Source organism: Ornithinimicrobium kibberense (assembly GCF_006519705.1).
Lineage (GTDB): Bacteria > Actinomycetota > Actinomycetes > Actinomycetales > Dermatophilaceae > Ornithinicoccus > Ornithinicoccus kibberensis.
Window position 1 is genome coordinate 161,876 of sequence record NZ_VFXM01000003.1, and the last position, 13,633, is coordinate 175,508.

A 13,633-nucleotide genomic window follows, 5' to 3' on the forward strand; every position below is an offset into this window, starting at 1 on the left:
CCGCTGCCACCCGGGTCGGGATGAGGTCGGTGACTACCCTCAGGGTATGCAGAGCAGCGGCACCTCCGTCGGGCAGGGTTCCCCCCGGGGCGGTCGGACGGCACCGGGCGGGCCCACCGGTGGCGAGGTCCGCTACGGGCGCGCGGAGGGCCTTCGGCCCGGCGGGAGCCGGGAGATCGAGGACCAGCACGCCTGGGAGCGGGCCCTGCGCGCCCCCGGTCCCCTGCACAACCTGCGCCTCCAGGGCCTGGACCTGCGCGAGCACCGGGACCTGCTGCTGGCCCGGGACGACCTCAGCGACATCGTCGTGCTGGGCGGACGGCTCGACGACGAGGTCGAGGACCACCTGCGCTCGCACGGCTCGATCGTCTTCCCGGCCGACCCCCGGGCGCCGGTGGACCCGTACCGGGCGCGGCTGTACACCCCGCAGGAGCTCTACGCCGGCCTGGACGACGTCGGCTACGGGCACACCGTGGACGCGCGGGCCTATGCCTGGTCCCGGGACGCGTCCGTGCAGCACGACGCCTACGTCACCGCCCTCCGGGCGATCCACGACGACGCGATGTCGGACGCGCTGGCCGCGGTGGTCGCCGGCCGCCGGGTGGTCGGGGTCATGGGCGGGCACGCGCTGCGCCGCGGGACCGGGGAGTTCGCGGCCGCGGCCGTGCTCGGGCACCGGCTCGCCTCGGCCGGGATGCTCGTGGTCACCGGGGGCGGGCCGGGAGCGATGGAGGCCGCCAACCTGGGGGCCTGGGCCGCGGACGAGGAGACGCTGACCCACGCGCTGGAGCAGGTCGCGGCCGTGCCGGACTTCGCGCCGGACGTCGCCGCCTGGGTGGCCCCGGCCCTGCGGCTGCGCCGGGAGACACCGACCGGGGGGCCGCACCGCCTCCGCAGCCTGGGCATCCCGACGTGGTTCTACGGCCACGAGCCGCCCAACGCCTTCGCCCAGCTGGTCGCCAAGTTCTTCTCCAACGCCCTGCGGGAGGACCTGCTCCTGGCGCACTCCCGGGCCGGTCTCGTGGTGCTGCCCGGCGCGGCGGGGACGGTGCAGGAGGTCTTCCAGGCCGCGACCAGGCTCTACTACGAGGTCGACGGGGACGGCCGCCCGCTGCCCCCGCTCGTCCTGGTCGACCGGGAGCACTGGACCACGCACCTGCCCGTGCACCAGCTCCTGCGGGCGCTGGGGCGGGACCGGGCGATGGGGCGGGCGGTCCACGTGGTGGACACGGTCGAGGAGGCGGTCGAGGTGGTCGTGGACGGGACCGCGGTCAGTCGGTGACGGCCGCCAGCTGCCCGCAGGCCCCGTCGATCTCCGAGCCGCGGGTGTCGCGCACGGTCGTGGGGACCCCGTGGGCCAGGAGACGCTCGACGAACTGCTGCTCCACCCCGGGGCGGGACGCGGTCCACTTCGAGCCGGGGGTGGGGTTCAGCGGGATCGGGTTGACGTGCACCCAGCCCCGGCCGCGGGCGTTGAGCTTCTCCCCCAGCAGGTCGGCCCGCCAGGCGTGGTCGTTGATGTCCTTGATGAGGGCGTACTCGATGCTGACCCGGCGCCCGGTCGTGTCGAAGTAGCGGCGGGCGGCGTCCAGCGCCTCGTCCACCTTCCACCGGGTGTTGATCGGCACCAGCTCGTCGCGCAGCTCGTCGTCCGGGGCGTGCAGGCTCAGGGCCAGGGTCACCGGGATGCCCTCGCCCGCGAGCTTGTCGATCGCCGGGACCAGGCCGACCGTCGACATCGTGATCCCCCGGGCGGACATGCCCAGCCCGTGGGGCGGGGGGTCCACCAGGCGCCGGATCGCGTCGACGGCCCGGCGGTAGTTGGCCAGGGCCTCCCCCATCCCCATGAAGACCACGTTGGAGACGCGCAGGGTCTGCTCCACGCTCTGCCCGGCGGTCTCCTCGGCCCCGGCCTCCACCGCGGCCCCGGCGCGCAGCTCCCCGTGCCGCAGCGCCCGTGCGGCGGCCACGACCTGCTCGACGATCTCCGCGGTCGACAGGTTGCGGGTCAGTCCCTGCTGGCCGGTGGCGCAGAAGGGGCAGTTCATCCCGCACCCGGCCTGGCTGGAGATGCACATGGTCACCCGGCCCGGGTAGCGCATGAGGACCGACTCCACCAGCGCCCCGTCGTGCAGCCGGTGGACCTGCTTGAGCGTGGCGCCCTCGTCGGCGGACAGCGTGCGCACGGGGGTCAGCAGCTCGGGCAGCAGCGTGCCCACCAGCTCCTCCCGGCCCGCGCCGGGCAGGTCGGTCATCCGGTCCGGGTCGGTGACCAGCCGTTCGAAGTAGTGGCGCGAGACCTGGTCGGCCCGGAAGCCCGGGACCCCCAGCTCGCCGGCCCAGGCCTTGCGGCCGGGCAGGTCGAGGTCGGCGAGGTGCTGGGGCGCCTTGCCCCGGCGCGGCGCGCTGAAGGTCAGCGTCCCCGGGGCGGGACGGGTGGACGGGGTCGGCAGCTCGGTGGTCATCCCTGCCATTGTCGCAGGATCCTGGCTCAGACCAGGACGCGCAGCAGGGCCCAGCAGACGGGGGCCGTGACCAGGAGGGAGTCGAGCCGGTCCATGATCCCGCCGTGCCCCGGGAGCAGGTGGCCCATGTCCTTGATGCCCAGGTCCCGCTTGATCGAGGACTCGGCCAGGTCGCCGACGGTGGCGAAGCAGGCCGCGACGGCCCCGACGAGGAGCCCGGCCCACCACGGTCCGTCCAGGAGGAGCACCACGGCGAGCATCCCGACGACCGCGCTGGTCGCGACCGACCCGGCGAAGCCCTCCCAGGACTTCTTCGGCGACAGCGACGGGGCCATCGGGGTGCGCCCCTTCAGCACGCCGACGGCATACCCCCCGGTGTCGCTGGCCACCGTGACGAGGACGTAGGTCATGATCCGCCCGGCCCCGTCCGGCTCGGCGAGCATGAGCGAGGTCACCGCCGCCAGGACGGGGACGTACGCGACGACGAAGACCCCTCCGGCGATGTCCCGGACCGCGTCCTGGGGCGGGCCGACGGAGCGCCACAGCAGCACGAGGCAGGCCACCGCGGCGAAGCCCAGGGCCAGCCCCTCCGGACCGGTCAGGTAGGCCAGCGGGACCAGGCCGGCGGCGAGCAGCATCGGTGCCAGCGGCGGGGTGATCCGGCCCTGCCGCAGGGCGTGGTCCAGCTCCCACACCCCGATCGCGGCCACCAGCGTGACCAGTCCGACGAACGCCGGCGGTGAGAACAGGAGCAGGACGACGATGAGCGCGATCAGGCCCAGCCCCACGGCGGTCGCGGCCGGCAGGTTGCGCCCGGCCTTCCCGGGGGGCCTCTTGTCCCCCGAGGGCGGGCGCGCCGTGGCCCGGGCCCGGTAGGCCCTGCGGGAGGACGGACCGGGCTCCTGGGTCGTCGGTTCCTGGCTCACGGTGGGTCGGGGTGGACCGGCCGCTCAGACGTCGAGCAGCTCGGTCTCCTTGTGCTTGAGGATCTCGTCGACGGCCTCGACGTGCCGCCGCGTCAGGCTCTCCAGCTCCTTCTCCGCGCGGGTGCCCTCGTCCTCGCCGACGTCCCCGTCCTTGACGGCCTTGTCGATGGCGTCCTTGGCGTGGCGGCGCACGTGCCGCACCGACACCTTGGCGTCCTCGCCCTTGGTGTGGGCCAGCTTGATGTACTCCCGTCGTCGCTCCTCCGTCAGCTGCGGCATGACGATGCGGATGGCGTTGCCGTCGTTGCTGGGGTTGGCGCCCAGGTCGGAGTCGCGCAGCGTCTTCTCGATGGCCGACATCGCCCCCTTGTCGTACGGGGTGATGAGCAGGGTGCGGGCGTCCTGGACGGTGAACGAGGCCAGCTGCTGCATCGGCGTCGGCGCCCCGTAGTAGTCCACCTCCAGCTTGGCGAACATCCCCGGGTGGGCCCGGCCGGTGCGGATCGAGGCCATGTCCTCGCGCGCCACCTCCAGCGCCTTGTCCATCTTCTCCTCGGCCTCCATGAGGGCCAGCTCGATGACCTCGGACATCCTCGGTACCGCTCCTTCGTGTGTGGGTGGTCGGTCGTGCTGCGTGCTGGTCGGTCTGCCGGCCGCGGCCGGCGCTCCCCCGGTCTCAGCCGGCGGTGACCATCGTGCCGATCCTCTCACCCGTGATCGCCCGGGTGATCGCGTCCTCGTCGTCCATGCCGAACACGAGCATGGGCAGCTCGTTGTCCATGCACAGGCTGAAGGCGGCGGCGTCGACGACCCGCAGGTTGCCCGAGAGGGCCTCCGAGAAGGTCAGCTCGTCGAGCTTGACGGCCCCGTCGTCGGTGCGCGGGTCGGCGGTGTAGACGCCGTCGACCCCGTGCTTGCTCATGAGGACCTGGTCGCACTTGATCTCCAGGGCCCGCTGCGCCGAGACGGTGTCGGTGGAGAAGTAGGGCATGCCGGCACCGGCGCCGAAGATGACGACCCGGCCCTTCTCGAGGTGACGGATGGCCTTGCGCGGGATGTACGGCTCGGCGACCTGGCCCATCGTGATCGCGGTCTGCACCCGCGTGTCCACGCCCTCCTTCTCCAGGAAGTCCTGCAGCGCCAGGCAGTTCATCACCGTGCCCAGCATGCCCATGTAGTCGGCGCGGGCACGCTCCATGCCACGCTGCTGCAGCTGGGCCCCGCGGAAGAAGTTGCCGCCGCCCATGACCACGGCGATCTGGACCCCGGTGCGGTGCGCGGCCGCGATCTGGCGGGCGATGCCCTTGACCACGTCCGGGTCCAGGCCGACGGCGCCACCGCCGAAGGCCTCCCCCGACAGCTTGAGCAGCACCCGGCGCCCGGAGTGCTCCTCGTCGCCGGCGGCCGGGGAGGTCGGGGTCTGGACGGTGGCGGGCGCGGCGCTGGTCGGCATGCGGAGATCCTCCGGGGTTACGCGGTGGGCGGTCGCTCGATCCTGCCACACACAGGCGGGGGCGACCCACCTCACCGGCCGTTCCGGGCACCCCCCACCTGGGCCGGGACGGGCCACGGGCCCGCAGCCGTGCGGCTGCGGGCCCGTGGCTCGGGAGAGGGCGTGGGTCAGACGCCGACCTTGAACCGGGCGAACCCGGTGACGGTGGTGCCGGCCTCCTGGGCGACCTGGGCGACCGACTTCTTGTTGTCCTTGGCGAACGCCTGGTCCAGCAGGACGTTCTCCTTGAAGAAGCCGTTGACGCGCCCCTCGACGATCTTGGGCAGGGCCTGCTCGGGCTTGCCCTCCTCGCGGGCGGTCTCCTCGGCGATGCGCCGCTCCTTCTCGACCGTCTCGGCGTCGATCTCGTCGCGCGAGAGGACCGAGGGCGCGAACGCCGCCACGTGCATGGCGATGTCGCGGGCGACCTGGGCGTCGCCGCCGGTGGCCGCCACGAGGACGCCGATCTGGGCCGGCAGGTCGGGGTTGGTCTTGTGCAGGTAGGACACGACGTGCCCGCCCTCCTGCGCCTCGACCCGGGCGACCCGGCGGACCTCGATCTTCTCGCCCAGCCCGGCGTTGGCCTCGTCGACGACCTCCTTGACGGTCTTGCCGTCGAGCTCGGAGGCCAGCAGCGCGTCGGCGTCGGTGGCCCCGACGGCGACGGCCTGGTCGAGCAACTGGTCGGCCAGCTCGCCGAACTTGGGGTTCTTGGCCACGAAGTCGGTCTCGCAGTTGACCTCGACGAGGGTGCCCACCCCTCCGTCGACGTGGGCGCGGACCAGGCCGTTGGAGGCCGAGCGGCCCTCACGCTTGGTCACGCCCTTCAGACCCTTGACGCGCAGGATCTCGGTGGCCCTGGACAGGTCGCCGTCGGCCTCGTCGAGGGCCTTCTTGACGTCCATCATGCCGGCGCCGGTGGACTCGCGCAGCGCCTTGATGTCAGCGGCGGTGTAGTTCGCCATAGCTTGGGTTTCGCTCCTTCGGGAGTGGATCGCTGGGGGTCAGGACTGCACGGACTCGTCGTCGGCGGCGGGCGACTGCTCGGCCACGGCCTCCTGGGCCTCGACCTGCACCGTCTCCGCGTCGTCCGACGACGTGCCGACGGCCTCGACCGGGCTCTCGGCGGGCGCCTGGGCGCCCTCCGGGGCGGCCGCGTCCTCGGACGTGGGCGCCGCACCCTCGGTGGCGGCCGGCTGGGCGGCGGCCGGGTCCTGGGCGCCCTCGGCGCCGGCGAGCAGCTCGCGCTCCCACTCGGCCATCGGCTCGGCCGCTGCGGGCTCGTCGGCGGACCCGCCGCCGGAGCGTGCGATCAGGCCGTCGGCGACCGCGTCGGCGACGACCCGCGTCAGCAGGGTGACCGACCGGATGGCGTCGTCGTTCCCGGGGATCTTGTAGTCGACCTCGTCGGGGTCGCAGTTGGTGTCGAGGATCGCGATGACCGGAAGGCCGAGCTTGCGGGCCTCGGTGACGGCCAGGTGCTCCTTCTTGGTGTCGACCACCCAGATGGCCGAGGGGACCTTCTGCATGTCCCGGATGCCGCCCAGGGTGCGCGCCAGCTTCTCGTACTCGCGGCGCATCATGAGGAGCTCCTTCTTCGTGCGGCCGCTGCCGGCCACGTCGTCGAAGTCGACCTCCTCGAGCTCCTTGAGGCGGGTCAGCCGCTTGGAGACCGTCTGGAAGTTGGTGAGCATCCCACCGAGCCAGCGGTGGTTCACGTAGGGCATCCCGACGCGGGTGGCCTGCTCGGCGACCGACTCCTGGGCCTGCTTCTTGGTGCCGACGAACAGGATCGTGCCGCCGTGGGCGACCGTCTGCTTGACGAAGTCGTAGGCCTCGTTGAGGTAGGTCAGCGACTGCTGCAGGTCGATGATGTAGATGCCGTTGCGCTCGGTCATGATGAAGCGCTTCATCTTGGGGTTCCAGCGACGGGTCTGGTGCCCGAAGTGGACGCCGCTCTCGAGGAGCTGGCGCATGGTGACGACGGCCATGCCGTGGTCTCGCTCTCTGTCGAAGGTGCAGTTGGGGTCCTGGCCCGGGGACGTGCCCCACCCGTGCCGATCGTCGGCACGGGACTGCGGGGTGCGCCGCCGACCTCGACCGTCACCGGTCCGTCGGCCGCGCCCGGGCGCGAATTCGTGTGGCGGCACCGACCGCGATGCGGGCAGGGCACACCACACGTGGCAGCCATGATACGCCAGTGCGGGTGCCCGGCCCAATCTCCCGGGCGCGGCTACGGTGGGGGCCATGAGCTTGCCACTGGTGTCCAGGATGCGCCCGTTCGGCACGACGATCTTCGCCGAGATGACCCAGCGGGCGCTGGAGCACGACGCGGTGAACCTCGGGCAGGGTTTCCCGGACACCGACGGCCCGGCGCAGATGCTGGAGGCGGCGGCCGAGGGCCTGCGGACCGGCCTGAACCAGTACGCCCCGGCCAGGGGGCTGCCCGTGCTCCGGCAGGCCGTGGCCGACCACCAACGGCGCTTCTACGGCATACCGCTGGACCCGGACACCCAGGTGCTGGTGACGGTGGGGGCCACCGAGGGCATCGCCGCGGCGCTGCTGGCGCTGGTGGAGCCCGGGGACGAGGTCGTGGTGATCGAGCCTGCCTACGACTCCTACGACGCCGCCGTCGCCCTGGCCGGCGGCGTGCGCCGGTCCGTGGCGCTGCGCTTCCCGGACCTGCACCTCGACCTGGACGCCGTCCGCGACGCCGTCACCCCCCGCACCCGGGTGCTGCTGCTCAACACGCCGCACAACCCCACCGGCAAGGTGTTCACGACGGAGGAGCTCGAGGGGCTGGCCTCGATCGCCCGGGAGCACGACCTGTGGGTCGTCTCCGACGAGGTCTACGAGCACCTCGTCTTCGACGGCCGCACGCACGTGCCGATCGCGACGCTGCCGGAGATGGCCGGGCGCACCCTGACGATCTCGTCGGTGGGCAAGACCTTCTCCCTCACCGGCTGGAAGACGGGGTGGGTGACCGGTCCCGAGGAGGCGGTGTCGGCCGTGGCCGCGGTGAAGCAGTTCCTCACCTTCGTGGGGGTCACGCACGTGCAGCCGGCGGTCGCCCTCGGCCTGCGTCTGCCGACGGAGTTCTTCACCGGCTTCGCGGCCCAGCTCCAGGCCAAGCGGGACCTGCTCGTGGAGGCGCTGGCCCGGGTGGGCGTCCCCGTCGCGCCCAGCGAGGGCACCTACTTCGTGGTCGCCGACCTGGCCGGTCACGGCGTCGAGAACGCGGTCGACTTCTGCCGGCGGATGCCGGTGGAGCTGGGCGTGGTGGGGGTCCCGGTGTCGGTGTTCTGCAGCGACCCTGCCCCGGTGTCCTCCCTGGTCCGGTTCGCCTTCTGCAAGCGGGACGAGGTGCTGCAGGAGGCGGCGAGCCGCCTCCAGGTCCTCGGCCGGGGCTGAGACGCTGGCGGCATGACGCCCGGCGAGACCTCCGGCACGACCCCACCGGTCGGTGCCCCTGCGCCGGGGCGCCGCCGGTGGCACCCGTCACCAGGGCCGCGGGTCGCCTCGTGGCTGGTCGACTGGCTCGTCGTCGGCGTCTGGCTCGGGGTGCTCACCCTCGTCGCGTTCCTCACCCGTGGCTCGTGGACGGCCGACGGCACCTCCACCCCCACCGCGGGGACCCTGCTCGCCACCGACCTGCTCGTGACGCTGGGCACGGTGGTGCCCTACGTGCTCTACCTGGTCCTGACCGAGACCTCGGGAGCACGGGCCACGCTCGGCAAGCGGGTCAACCACCTCGTGGTCGCCGGCGAGGACGGCGGCCGGGCGACGGTCACGGCGGTGTGGCTGCGCAACCTCGTCAAGGCAGCCCCGTGGCAGCTGGCCCACCTCGGGGTCAGCCGGGCCGTCCTGGACGTCCAGCACGGCTGGGCCGTGGCCATGGTGGTGGCCTCGCTGGCCCTCGCCGCGGCGTGCGCCGTCCCCTCCCTCGTGGGCGGCCGGGGGCTGCACGACCGGGTGGCCGGGACCAGGGTCGAGCGCAGGGCGTCGGAGCCGGCCGGACCGGTCGCGGCGGGGCAGGGGTGGTGACGATGGCCGGGCCCGTGGACCCCGAGCTGCTGGCGGCGTTCGAGCACCATCTGCGGGTCGAGAAGGGGCGCTCCGCCCACACCGTCCGGGCCTACCTCGGCGACCTGCGCGCCCTCGACGGGTTCCTGGCCGGGCGGGGGGTCGGGCACCTCGACGAGGTCGTGCTGGCCCACCTGCGCGCCTGGCTGGGCTCGCTGGGCTCGGCGGGTGCGGCACGGTCGTCCGTGTCCCGTCGGGCCGCGACCGCCCGGACCTTCTTCGCGTGGGCCCGGCGCACCGGCCGGACGTCCACGGACCCTGCCCTGCGGCTCCGGGCGCCGGGCCGGGACTCCTCGCTGCCGGGGGTGCTGCGGGCCCGCCAGGCCGAGCAGCTCATGGACCTGGCGGCGGTCGCGGCGGACGACGACGACCCCCTCCACCTGCGGGACCGGGCCGCCCTGGAGCTCCTCTACGCCTCGGGCATGCGGGTCGGCGAGCTGACGGGCCTGGACGTGGACGACCTCGACCTGCCGGCCGGCACGGCCAAGGTCCTGGGCAAGGGCGACAAGGAACGGATCGTCCCGTTCGGTGCGCCCGCGGCGGAGGCGCTCGAGCACTGGTTGGGCAGCGGGAGGCCCCGCCTGGTGACACCGGCGTCCGGGCCGGCGCTGTTCCTGGGCCGCCGGGGGCGGCGGGTGGACCAGCGGCAGGTGCGGGCCGCCCTGCACCGTCTCCTGGAGCACCTCCCCGACACGGCGAGCATGGGCCCCCACGGCCTACGGCACAGCGCCGCCACCCACCTGCTGGACGGGGGTGCGGACCTGCGGGCGGTGCAGGAGATCCTCGGTCACTCCAGCCTGGCGACGACCCAGCTCTACACCCACGTGTCCGTGGATCGGCTGCGCGCCGCCTACGAGCAGGCGCACCCCCGCGCCTGACACCCCCGTCGGGGGCGCGCGCCGGGAACCGTCCCATCCCCTCCCCCCCGGTCCGCGCTGCCCGGGCCGGTCACCCGGCCGTCCCGGAGGACGGCAGCAGGGTGAGCCGCACCTGCCCGAGCAGCAGGGCCGGGTCGAGGTAGCTGTCGCGCCCACGCACGGCCCCCAGGTGCAGGCAGTGCAGCAGCAGGCAGTGGCCGCCCGCGTCCAGGTCGCCGATCTGCTGGCCCCGCGCGACCGTCACCCCGGCGGCCACCGAGGGCGAGACCGGCTGGTAGGTGCTGCGCAGGCCGTCCGCGTGGGTCAGGCTCACCACGCCCACCCCCGCGATCGTGCCGCTGAAGCTGACGACCCCGTCGTCGACCGCACGGACCGGCTCGCCCAGGACCCCGACCAGGTCGACCCCGCGGTGCCCAGGGAGCCACCGTCGGGCGGGCGGGTCGAAGGGCCGGGCGACGGCCCGGACGGTGACGGTCGGCCACTCCCACGGGGGTCGGCGGTCCCGGGGACCGGCCAGGACGGCGTCCCCTGGCGGCGAGGTGGTCCACGCCCCGTCCGCGGGTGCTGCGACCCCCGGAGCCGGGGGCGGCGGCACCGGCTCATCCGTCGGGACGCCCCCGGCCGGCGGGGGCAGGACCGCGACGAGGAGCGCGCACAGGGCGGACGCCGCCGGGCCGTGACGTCTCATCCTCGGCCCCGCCGTCCGCCGGCGCCGTGCCCGCCACCGGGCGCCCGTCGCCAGCCGTCGAGGAGCTGCTCGGCCAGCCCGAGGTCCTCCAGCTCCCCCAGCGCCACGAGCACCTCCCCCAGCTCGAGCCCCGACCGCACGACGAGCTCGTCGACGTCGACGCTGCTGCGCGGCCGCAGCCACTGCCAGACACGGCGCTGCTCGTCGGGCAGCGCGTCCTCCGGCAGGACCTGGCCGCGTTTGACCGGGGCGAGGTCGGCACCGACCCGGCCGACCAGCTCGGCCACCTCCGCCGCGTCGGTGACGAGGGTGGCGCCCGCCCGGATCTCCTCGTGGCAGCCGGCCGACATGACGCTGGTGACCGGGCCGGGGACCGCCATCACGTGCCGGCCCAGCTCACGGGCCTCCCGGGCGGTCGAGCGCGCGCCGGAGCGCAGCCCCGCCTCGACGACGACGGTGCCGGCGGCCAGGGCCGCGATGAGCCGGTTGCGGGCCAGGAAGCGCATCCGCGCCGGTGCCCCTCCGGGCGGCGTCTCGCTCAGCAGCAGACCGCGCGCCCCGATCTGCGCGATGAGGTCGGCGTTGGCCCGGGGGTAGGGCACGTCGACCCCGCCGGCGAGCGCCGCCACGGTCGGGCCGTCGGCCGAGAGCGCAGCCCGGTGGGCGGCGCCGTCGATGCCGTAGGCGGCGCCCGAGACCACGGTGAACCCCCGCTCGGCCAGCGCGAACGACAGCCGGACGGCCACCTCCTCCCCGTAGGCCGTGCTGGCCCTCGCCCCGACGACGGCGACGCTGCGCTCCCCGACCTCGTCGAGCGCCAGCGGGCCACGCACCCACAGGCACCACGGTGGCGCGCCGAGGGCGTCGAGGGCGACCGGCCACTCGGCGTCGCCCGGGACGAGCAGCCGTGCGCCCAGCGTGCGGCAGACCCGGTCCTCGTCCAGCTCGGCCGCCCGGGGCAGCCGGGCGGCGAGCCGTTCCAGGCCGACCCCGCCCGGGGTGCGGCCGTCCCTGAGCGCATGACCCACCAGGTCGACCGGACCGAGGTCGGCCACCAGCGCCTGGACCTTCTCGTCGTAGGGCTCGGCGGACCGGGCGAGCAGGACACGGGCCCGTCGCTCGTCGAGCGACCACGGGGCGGGCCGGGCGCTCACGCCGCCCTCACCCCGACCGCGTCACGCAGGTGGAGCGCCTGCCGCACCTGCGGGTAGCCGGGTCGCTCCAGACCGGCGAGGTCGGCCAGGGTCCAGGCGATCCGCAGGCAGCGGTCGAAGCCGCGCAGCGTGAGCTGGCCGCGGTCGAGAGCCTGGTCGAGGGGACGGCGGTCGGGGCCCGGCAGCCGCCACCGGCCGTCGCGCAGGAACGCTCCCGGCGCCTGGGCGTTGACGGTGAAGGGCAGTCCGGCCCACCGCTCCCGCTGCCGTGCCCGGGCGGCCTGCACCCGGGCGGCCACCGCCTCGCTGGGCTCACCAGGCCCCCGGGACAGGTCGGCCCTGGTCACCGCGCCCAGCCGCACCTTGACGTCGACCCGGTCCAGGAGCGGCCCCGAGAGCCGGGAGAAGTAGGCCGCCCGCCGGGCGGGCGGGCAGCTGCACCGGCCACCGGTCTCACCGCACGGGCAGGGGTTGCAGGCAAGCACGAGCTGGAACCTGGCGGGCATGCGCACGTGCCGGTCGGCCCGGGCGACGACCACCTCCCCGGACTCCAGCGGCTGGCGCAGGGCGTCGAGGACGTCGCGCCGGAACTCCGGCGCCTCGTCCAGGAAGAGGACTCCGCGGTGGGCGCGGGACACCGCCCCGGGTCGGACCGTCCCGGACCCACCTCCCACCACCGCGGCCATCGAGGCGTTGTGGTGGGGCGCCACGAACGGCGGCCTGGTCAGCAGGCCGCCTCCCGCCGGCAGGGCGCCCAGCACGGAGTGCACGGCCGAGACGTCGAGGGCGTCCTGAGGGGTCAGCGCGGGCAGGATCCCCGGCAGCCGCTCCGCCAGCAACGTCTTGCCCGCTCCCGGCGGGCCGACCATGAGCAGGTGGTGACCACCGGCCGCGGCCACCTCCAGGGCGGCCCGCGCCTGGGCCTGTCCTGCCACGTCGACCAGGTCGGGGAGCCGCTGGTCCTGGTGCCGTGCCGGGCCGGGGCCGGGCAGGTCCGCGGTCCCTCCGGCCGCACGGGCCCGGTGGTGGTGGACGACGTCGAGCAGCGTGCGGACCGGGTGGACGTCGACGCCCTCCACCAACGCGGCCTCGCGGGCGTTGTCGACGGGCACGAGCACCTCCCGGACCCCCGAGGCCGCGGCGGAGACCACCATGGGCAGCACCCCCGGCACCGGGCGGACCGTCCCGTCGAGCCCGATCTCCCCGACGTGGGCGACCCGGTCGACGACGGCGGCCGGGACGTGCTCCTGGGCCGCGAGCAGCGCCGCGGCGACGGCCAGGTCGAGTCCGCTGCCGACCTTCGGCACCGCCGCCGGGGAGAGGTTGATCGTCCACCGCCGCAGAGGCAGCTCCAGGTCGAGGCTGCGGAAGGCGGCCCTGATCCGGTCGGGCCCCTGGCGGCAGGCGCTGTCCGGGCGCCCGCTCATGACGAAGGTCGGCAGCCCGTCGGCGCCGTGCGCCTCGACGGTGACCAGCTGCCCCTCGACGCCCGCCAGCGTGGTGCCGCAGGTGCGCGCCAGGCTCATCAGGCCACCGCCCGCAGGTGCTCGAGGCGGGGCGGCGCTCCGGCCGGGGCCAGGATCCCGATCAGGTCGATGCGGAAGGCGGCCGACCTGCTCCCGTGCTCGGCCAGCCAGGCCCACGCCAACCGCCGCAGCCGCCGGGCCTTGGCGTCGTCGACCGCCTCGACCGGGCTGCCGAACCGGGCCGAGCGTCGGGTCTTGACCTCGCAGAAGACGAGCTCGCCCTGCTCGTCCCTGGCCACGAGGTCCAGCTCCCCGTGCCGGCACCGCCAGTTGCGGTCCACGACCTGCCAGCCCAGCCCCTCCAGGTGGAGGCGGGCCAGCTCCTCCCCGTCGTCCCCGACCCGCCGGGCCTCCCGCCACGGCATACCCCCACCGGACATGCACCCCTCCTCGCGTCCACCGGCCCCGCCGACCGCGGCGC

General features: G+C 74.7%; 14 protein-coding genes. 4 read left to right on the plus strand and 10 right to left on the minus strand.

Annotated elements, in window-relative coordinates; translation table 11 throughout:
- The first annotated feature begins 46 nt into the window (after positions 1-46).
- Complete coding sequence (locus FJR00_RS03575) at positions 47-1,282, plus strand: LOG family protein (RefSeq protein ID WP_141337488.1); 1,236 nt, start codon at positions 47-49, stop codon at positions 1,280-1,282.
- Here FJR00_RS03575 and rlmN read toward each other — a convergent pair.
- The 6 genes from rlmN to rpsB form a co-directional block, all read right to left on the minus strand.
- Positions 1,272-2,465: a 23S rRNA (adenine(2503)-C(2))-methyltransferase RlmN gene (gene rlmN / locus FJR00_RS03580; protein ID WP_141337489.1), complete on the minus strand. Its 1,194-nt coding sequence runs from the start codon at positions 2,463-2,465 to the stop codon at positions 1,272-1,274. The two genes, FJR00_RS03575 and rlmN, sit on opposite strands and share 11 nt — an antisense overlap.
- 26 nt (positions 2,466-2,491) lie before the next feature.
- Positions 2,492-3,391 (minus strand): phosphatidate cytidylyltransferase, encoded by a 900-nt coding sequence (locus tag FJR00_RS03585; RefSeq protein ID WP_141337490.1) that lies wholly within the window; start codon positions 3,389-3,391, stop codon positions 2,492-2,494.
- A 24-nt stretch (positions 3,392-3,415) separates the two neighbouring features.
- Entirely contained in the window at positions 3,416-3,982 is a 567-nt protein-coding gene (gene frr, locus FJR00_RS03590) for a ribosome recycling factor (RefSeq protein WP_141337491.1), read from the minus strand.
- Between the two features lie 85 nt (positions 3,983-4,067).
- On the minus strand, positions 4,068-4,844 hold the full coding sequence (gene pyrH, locus FJR00_RS03595; RefSeq protein ID WP_141337492.1) for a UMP kinase: 777 nt from the start codon (positions 4,842-4,844) through the stop codon (positions 4,068-4,070).
- Between the two features lie 167 nt (positions 4,845-5,011).
- On the minus strand, positions 5,012-5,848 hold the full coding sequence (gene tsf, locus FJR00_RS03600) for a translation elongation factor Ts (protein WP_141337493.1): 837 nt from the start codon (positions 5,846-5,848) through the stop codon (positions 5,012-5,014).
- A 39-nt stretch (positions 5,849-5,887) separates the two neighbouring features.
- A complete protein-coding gene (rpsB, locus tag FJR00_RS03605) occupies positions 5,888-6,874 on the minus strand; it encodes a 30S ribosomal protein S2 (protein WP_141337494.1) in 987 nt (328 codons plus the stop codon).
- Positions 6,875-7,130: 256 nt separating this feature from the next.
- Between rpsB and FJR00_RS03610 the strand changes: the two genes are divergently transcribed.
- The 3 genes from FJR00_RS03610 to FJR00_RS03620 are packed head-to-tail and all read left to right on the plus strand — an operon-like array spanning position 7,131 to position 9,844.
- Positions 7,131-8,294: a pyridoxal phosphate-dependent aminotransferase gene (locus tag FJR00_RS03610; protein ID WP_141337495.1), complete on the plus strand. Its 1,164-nt coding sequence runs from the start codon at positions 7,131-7,133 to the stop codon at positions 8,292-8,294.
- 12 nt (positions 8,295-8,306) lie between these two features.
- Positions 8,307-8,927, plus strand: a complete 621-nt coding sequence (locus tag FJR00_RS03615; protein WP_141337496.1) for an RDD family protein — start codon at positions 8,307-8,309, stop codon at positions 8,925-8,927.
- A 2-nt stretch (positions 8,928-8,929) separates the two neighbouring features.
- A complete protein-coding gene (locus tag FJR00_RS03620) occupies positions 8,930-9,844 on the plus strand; it encodes a tyrosine recombinase XerC (RefSeq protein ID WP_141337497.1) in 915 nt (304 codons plus the stop codon).
- A 70-nt stretch (positions 9,845-9,914) separates the two neighbouring features.
- Here the strand turns inward: FJR00_RS03620 and FJR00_RS03625 are convergent, their stop codons facing one another.
- From FJR00_RS03625 to FJR00_RS03640, 4 genes are read right to left on the minus strand one after another with little or no spacing between them, the layout of a single operon-like run.
- Complete coding sequence (locus tag FJR00_RS03625) at positions 9,915-10,532, minus strand: M23 family metallopeptidase (protein WP_141337498.1); 618 nt, start codon at positions 10,530-10,532, stop codon at positions 9,915-9,917.
- Positions 10,529-11,686, minus strand: a complete 1,158-nt coding sequence (gene dprA, locus FJR00_RS03630; RefSeq protein ID WP_141337499.1) for a DNA-processing protein DprA — start codon at positions 11,684-11,686, stop codon at positions 10,529-10,531. The genes FJR00_RS03625 and dprA overlap by 4 nt, the downstream gene beginning before the upstream one ends.
- Entirely contained in the window at positions 11,683-13,212 is a 1,530-nt protein-coding gene (locus FJR00_RS03635; RefSeq protein WP_141337500.1) for a YifB family Mg chelatase-like AAA ATPase, read from the minus strand. The genes dprA and FJR00_RS03635 overlap by 4 nt, the downstream gene beginning before the upstream one ends.
- The gene (locus tag FJR00_RS03640; protein ID WP_237770199.1) at positions 13,212-13,592 is read right to left on the minus strand and encodes a YraN family protein; all 381 of its coding nucleotides are present in this window, start codon (positions 13,590-13,592) and stop codon (positions 13,212-13,214) included. The genes FJR00_RS03635 and FJR00_RS03640 overlap by 1 nt, the downstream gene beginning before the upstream one ends.
- Between the last annotated feature and the right edge of the window lie 41 nt (positions 13,593-13,633).

Coding starts and splice junctions, on each gene's coding strand:
- frr (WP_141337491.1), bottom strand. CDS start 3,982: ATGTCCGAGGTCATCGAGCTGGCCCTCATGGAGGCCGAGGAGAAGATG.
- FJR00_RS03640 (WP_237770199.1), bottom strand. CDS start 13,592: ATGTCCGGTGGGGGTATGCCGTGGCGGGAGGCCCGGCGGGTCGGGGAC.
- rpsB (WP_141337494.1), bottom strand. CDS start 6,874: ATGGCCGTCGTCACCATGCGCCAGCTCCTCGAGAGCGGCGTCCACTTC.
- tsf (WP_141337493.1), bottom strand. CDS start 5,848: ATGGCGAACTACACCGCCGCTGACATCAAGGCGCTGCGCGAGTCCACC.
- pyrH (WP_141337492.1), bottom strand. CDS start 4,844: ATGCCGACCAGCGCCGCGCCCGCCACCGTCCAGACCCCGACCTCCCCG.
- FJR00_RS03610 (WP_141337495.1), top strand. CDS start 7,131: ATGAGCTTGCCACTGGTGTCCAGGATGCGCCCGTTCGGCACGACGATC.
- FJR00_RS03620 (WP_141337497.1), top strand. CDS start 8,930: ATGGCCGGGCCCGTGGACCCCGAGCTGCTGGCGGCGTTCGAGCACCAT.
- rlmN (WP_141337489.1), bottom strand. CDS start 2,465: ATGACCACCGAGCTGCCGACCCCGTCCACCCGTCCCGCCCCGGGGACG.
- FJR00_RS03635 (WP_141337500.1), bottom strand. CDS start 13,212: ATGAGCCTGGCGCGCACCTGCGGCACCACGCTGGCGGGCGTCGAGGGG.
- FJR00_RS03625 (WP_141337498.1), bottom strand. CDS start 10,532: ATGAGACGTCACGGCCCGGCGGCGTCCGCCCTGTGCGCGCTCCTCGTC.
- FJR00_RS03615 (WP_141337496.1), top strand. CDS start 8,307: ATGACGCCCGGCGAGACCTCCGGCACGACCCCACCGGTCGGTGCCCCT.
- FJR00_RS03575 (WP_141337488.1), top strand. CDS start 47: ATGCAGAGCAGCGGCACCTCCGTCGGGCAGGGTTCCCCCCGGGGCGGT.